Origin of the sequence: Micrococcus sp. APC 4021 (genome assembly GCF_030407635.1) — a bacterium.
Lineage (GTDB): Bacteria > Actinomycetota > Actinomycetes > Actinomycetales > Micrococcaceae > Micrococcus > Micrococcus luteus.
The window spans coordinates 1-5,171 of sequence record NZ_JASDCZ010000146.1; the positions used below are offsets into that span (position 1 = coordinate 1).

The window sequence follows — 5,171 nt, forward strand, 5'->3', positions numbered from 1 at the left end:
CCGCGGTCACCGCCGCCGCGGACACCTTCACCCCGCCCGTGATGACGACGTCGTCCAGGCGACCGGTCACGGCCAGCCGCACGCCGCCGTCGTCGGTGGGGGAGAGCACGCCCGTGTCCTCGGTCAGGAAGGCGCGGGCGCCGTCCGCGGCGGTGACGAAGTGGGCGGCGGTGCGGGCCGGGTCGTCGAGGTAGCCGGCCGCCACCATGGGCCCGGCCAGGCGCACGCGCGGCGGGGCGTCGGGGTCGTCCGGGGCCACCGCGGCGGCGACGCCGGGCAGCGGCACGCCGTCGTAGACGCAGCCGCCGCACGTCTCGGCCATGCCGTAGGTGGCGGTGAGGCGCACCCCCGCCGCCTCGGCCGCGGCCCGCAGCGCGGGATCGAGCCGGGCGCCGCCCACGAGCACGCGGTCGAAGGAACGCAGGGCCGCCCGCCCGGCCGGGTCGGCGTCGGCCGCGAGGAGGCGGGCGAGCTGGGTGGGGACGAGCGAGACGAGCCGGGGGCCGGCGTCGTCGGGCAGGGCGGCCGCCCCGGTGGCGAACGCCGCGGGCGTGAACGGGCCCGGTGGCAGGGCCACGGGTGCGGTCCCGGCCGCGATCGAGCGGGAGAGCACGGCGAGCCCGGCCACGTAGTGCACGCCGAGGGCCAGCAGCCACGCCCCCTCGCCGCCGAGCCGCCGGGCCGTGGCCGCGGCCGAGGCGCGCAGGGCCGCGCCGGTCAGGACGATCTGCTTCGGCGTGCCCGTGGACCCGGAGCTGCGCACCACGGCGACGGCGTCCGGGTCCCCGCAGCGGCGCGGGTCGCGGGCCTCGGGCCGGGGGAGCGCGGCGCCGTCGGCGGTCAGCTCGACGGGGGCGCCGCCGTCGAAGGCCGCCGCGAGGGCGTCCGTGGCGCGGGCGAGGGCATCGGCGGTGGCGGGCATGGCCCCGAGTGTAGGAGGCCCGACGGTCGGACGGACCCGCCCGGCAGACCGGACCCGCCCGGCCGGTCAGAGCATGAACGGCACGGTGGCGATCTTGACCACCATGATCAGTGCGAACAGCTGGGCGTACCCCTCGGTCACGCGGGCGTCGGTGGACCGGGAGAGCGCGTAGTCCAGGATCGCCGGCTGGCCCGTGATGCCCGCCAGCGCCCCGAAGGTGCGATCCACGGACTGCCCCAGCAGCCGTGCCGCGGCGATGAGCAGGGCCGCGGTCAGCGCGGTGAGCACGGCGGACATCAGGATGGCCAGCCCGCCGACCCGGGTGAACACCGTCTCGATGAACGCCGGGCCGGCGGCCAGGCCCACCACGCCCAGGAAGAGCATGAGGCCGAACTGCCGCAGTGTCAGTGCGATCTCCGTGGACGGCTCCCACACCGTGGGTCCCGTTCGGCCGATCGCACCGAGGGCGAGACCGACGAGGATGCACCCGGCCGCCGGGCCGAGGGAGAAGGAGGCCCCGCCCGGAAGCGGGATCGTCACCATGCCCAGCAGGTAGCCCAGCGCCATGCCCGTGCCCAGGGAGATCCAGTCCAGGTCCGAGAGCCCGCGCGTCGAGTTGCCGAAGAAGTCGCGCACCGCCTCCATCCGCGGCGCGGTGGTCACGATGAGCACCCGGTCGCCGACCTTGAGCTCGGTCTGCGGGGTGGCCAGCGACTCGACGTCGTCGCGCCGCAGCCGGGCGACGTCGGTGCCGAAGCGCTCGCGCAGGGACAGCGTGCCCAGGCGGCGATCGGCCAGGGCGCGGGCCGTGACGATGACCATGGAGGTCTGCAGCGGGTTCATCACCCGCGCCGGGTCGGCGCCGGTGCGTCGGCCGAAGGCCTGCACGGCCGCGTCGATGTTCTTCTCCGTGCCGTCCAGGACGACCTCGTCCCCGGGTTCGATCCGGTCGGCGGAGCCGGCGATCCGGGCCATGCCGCCGTGGCGCAGCGCCACCACGCGCACCAGTCCCTCGGAGATCCCCGGGATGTCCCGCACGGCGAGGGCGGAGGTGGCGGCCGCGGCGGTGAAGCGCAGCTTGCCGTCGGTCACCGGCGCCGGATCGCGCGGGGAACTGCTCCACGGGCGGGCGGCGAGCAGGGTGATCGCGATGATGGTGCCGACCACGCCCACCAGGTAGGACAGCCCGTAGCCCACGGCCGGGGCCTGCCCGCCGGTGAGCTGGTTCGCCAGCGCCATCGCCGGCGTCGCGGTGAGCGAACCCGTCCACACGCCGATCGCCGTCGGCAGGTCCAGGTGGAGCAGCGCGGCCAGCGGGTGCACCGTGAAGGCGGTGAGGATCACCACGACGACGGCGGCCAGCATCAGGGGCAGGTTGCGGCGCAGGTCCCGGAAGAACACCTTGCCGGCGCCGAGCCCGATCAGGTAGGCGAAGAGGGCCAGGCCGAAGCTCTGGAACAGGGCCAGCCGGTCGCCGACGTCGGGCAGCACCGCTCCGACGAGCAGGCCCACGAACAGGGCTCCGGAGGCGCCGAGGCGGATCTTGCCCAGGGGGATGGTGCCGACGGCGGCGCCCAGGGCGACGGTGGCCATGAGGACGAGGATGGGCTGGTCGTTGAGCAGTGCGAGCATGGGCGGGTCTCCGTCCTGCCGTGGTGGTCGGTCAGAAGTGGTACGGGAAGGCGGACCAGTCCGGGTCGCGCTTCTGCAGGAACGCGTCCCGGCCCTCCACGGCCTCGTCCGTCATGTAGGCCATGCGCGTGGCTTCGCCGGCGAAGACCTGCTGGCCGGCCATGCCGTCGTCGGGAAGGTTGAACGCGAACTTGAGCATGCGCAGGGCCTGCGGGGACTGACGGTTGATGTCCGCGGCGTACTCGAGGGCGACCTCCTCGAGGCGCTCGTGGTCCACGGCCTCGTTCACCGCGCCCATGGCCACCATCTCCTCGGCCGAGTACTCGCGGGCGGTGAAGAAGATCTCGCGGGCGCGCTTCTGGCCCACCTGCCGGGCGAGCAGGGCCGAGCCGTAGCCGGCGTCGAAGGAGCCCACGGTGGCGTCGGTCTGCTTGAACTTCCCGTGCTCGCGGGAGGCGAGGGTGAGGTCCGCGACCACGTGGAGCGAGTGGCCGCCGCCGGCCGCCCAGCCGTTGACGACGGCGATGATCGCCTTGGGGGAGGTGCGCATCAGGCGCTGGACCTCGAGGATGTGGAGGCGTCCGGCGCGGGCCGGGTCGATGGTCTCGGCCGTCTCCCCCTCGGCGTAGCGGTAGCCGTCGCGGCCGCGGATGCGCTGGTCCCCGCCGGAGCAGAACGCGTGGCCGCCGTCCTTGGGGGAGGGGCCGTTGCCGGTGAGCAGCACCGTGCCCACGTCCGGGGTCATGCGGGCGTGGTCGAGGGCGCGGTAGAGCTCGTCCACGGTGCCGGGGCGGAACGCGTTGCGGACCTCGGGGCGGTCGAAGGCGATGCGCACTGTGGGCAGGTCGCGCACCCAGCGGCCGTCGGCGTCGCGCTCCACCTGGCGGTGGTAGGTCAGGTCCTCGAAGTCGAAGCCCTCGACCACGCGCCAGCGCGTGGGGTCGAAGATGTCGGAGACCTGTTCGGGCAGGCGGTCGCGGTCGGGGCGGGCGGCGTCGGGCTGCGGGGTGCTCATGGGGCCCGAGTCTAGGCCCGCCGGGCGAGGCGGGGGTGAGCCGCCCACAGTCGGCGGAGCTGCCGGCACTCACCGTACGACGCCGTCCCCCTCGCCGCCGTGCGACCCACGGCCACTCCCGCGGTTCACCTCTCCGGCCAGTCCTCCGGTCCCGGGGACCCGGCGGCGTACTCGTCGAGGGGCACCCGCCCCGCGTTCCACGCCTCGATCACGGGGGCCAGGATGCGCCAGCACTCCTCCGCGGCGTCGCCTCGGACCGAGAGCATCCGATCCCCGGTGAGCACGCCGCGCATCACCTCGCCGTACGCGTCCACGTCCTCCTCGGCCAGGTCCGCCGCGAGCGCGCCGCGCTCCGCGACGAACGGGGTGTCCGGCCCGTCCACGGCCAGTTCCACCCGCAGGGCCCGCGGGTCCAGTCCCACCACGATCCGCTCCCGCCCCGCGGCCGCCTCCAGCCCCGCGGGCACCCCCTCGGGCGGCCGCAGCGAGAGCACGACCTCCCAGCGGCGCGGCTCCAGCGCCTTGCCGGACCGCAGCCGGAACGGCACGCCCGCCCACCGGTCGGTCCGGACCTCCAGCTCCACCTCGGCGAGCGTCTCGGTCCCGTTCTCCGGGTCCACGCCCTCCTCGGCGACGTAGTCGGGCACGTCCTGGCCTCCCACCGTCCCCGCGGTGTACCGGGCCCGGCGCGAGGAGGCGACCGCGTCGTCGTCGCGCACGCGCGTGGCCCGCAGCACCTCGACGACGGCGTCCTGCAGCGCGTTCGGGGTGAGACGCCGCGGGGGCTCCAGGGCCACCATGGCCAGCACCTGCAGCAGGTGGGACTGGAGCATGTCCTCGAGAGCCCCGGTGCCGTCGTAGAACCCGGCGCGCCCCTCCAGGGCCAGGGACTCGTCCGCCACGATGTCCACGTGCTCGACGTCGGCCGCGCTCCACACGCGCTCCAGCACGCGGTTGGCGGTGCGCAGGGTGAGCAGGCCCGAGACCATCGACTCCCCGAGGAAGTGGTCCACGCGGAACACGTCCTCCTCCCCGGCGATCCGCCCCAGCAGCGCGTTGAGCTCGCACGCCGACCGCTGGTCCGAGCCGAACGGCTTCTCCAGCACGATGCGCAGCCCCTCCGGGCGGTCCTCCACCTGCTCGAGCGCCGCGCACGCCTCGGCGGCGAGGTCCGGGTCCAGCGCCAGGTACAGCACGACCACGGCCTCCTCCCCGGCGACCTCGCGGGCGGCGACGAGCAGGGCGCCCAGGTCCTCGGGGTCCGAGGCGTCGGCGGTGCGCCAGGCGGCGCGCTCGACGAGGCCCGCCCGTGCGTCGGCGTCCAGATCCGTCTCGCCCACGGCCTCCTCGATGACGCCGCGCCACTCCTCGAGCGAATGGCCGTCCGAGTGGGCCGAGCCCACCAGGGTCACCTCCGGCAGGTCGTGGACCGTGAGGGCCCGGGCCAGCCCCGGCAGCAGGAGCCGTCGGGTCAGGTCACCGGTCGCGCCCACGATCACGAGCGCCACGGACGCGGCGGCCCGGTCGTCGTCGGATGCCGGGGATGCTCCGGTGGGGCAGGGGTTCTGGACGTCGGGCATGGGTCCTCCTGGACGGGGCGGG

4 protein-coding genes are annotated in these 5,171 nt (G+C 75.3%); all 4 read right to left on the bottom strand.

The genetic code is table 11. The features are described 5' to 3' along the window. The coding region (locus QL983_RS10265) for an AMP-binding protein (RefSeq protein ID WP_290152859.1) at positions 1-922 on the bottom strand (922 nt) is incomplete at its 3' end. Between the two features lie 66 nt (positions 923-988). Then, complete coding sequence (locus QL983_RS10270; RefSeq protein WP_036316699.1) at positions 989-2,554, bottom strand: TrkA C-terminal domain-containing protein; 1,566 nt, start codon at positions 2,552-2,554, stop codon at positions 989-991. A 31-nt stretch (positions 2,555-2,585) separates the two neighbouring features. Further along, the gene (locus tag QL983_RS10275; protein WP_051995303.1) at positions 2,586-3,569 is read right to left on the bottom strand and encodes a 1,4-dihydroxy-2-naphthoyl-CoA synthase; all 984 of its coding nucleotides are present in this window, start codon (positions 3,567-3,569) and stop codon (positions 2,586-2,588) included. Positions 3,570-3,694: 125 nt separating this feature from the next. Further along, positions 3,695-5,149, bottom strand: a complete 1,455-nt coding sequence (locus QL983_RS10280; protein WP_080695904.1) for a glucose-6-phosphate dehydrogenase — start codon at positions 5,147-5,149, stop codon at positions 3,695-3,697. Positions 5,150-5,171: the final 22 nt, after the last annotated feature.

Bases quoted from the DNA above. Each gene is read 5' to 3' on its own strand.
- QL983_RS10275 (WP_051995303.1), bottom strand. From the start codon at position 3,569: ATGAGCACCCCGCAGCCCGACGCCGCCCGCCCCGACCGCGACCGCCTG.
- QL983_RS10280 (WP_080695904.1), bottom strand. From the start codon at position 5,149: ATGCCCGACGTCCAGAACCCCTGCCCCACCGGAGCATCCCCGGCATCC.
- QL983_RS10270 (WP_036316699.1), bottom strand. From the start codon at position 2,554: ATGCTCGCACTGCTCAACGACCAGCCCATCCTCGTCCTCATGGCCACC.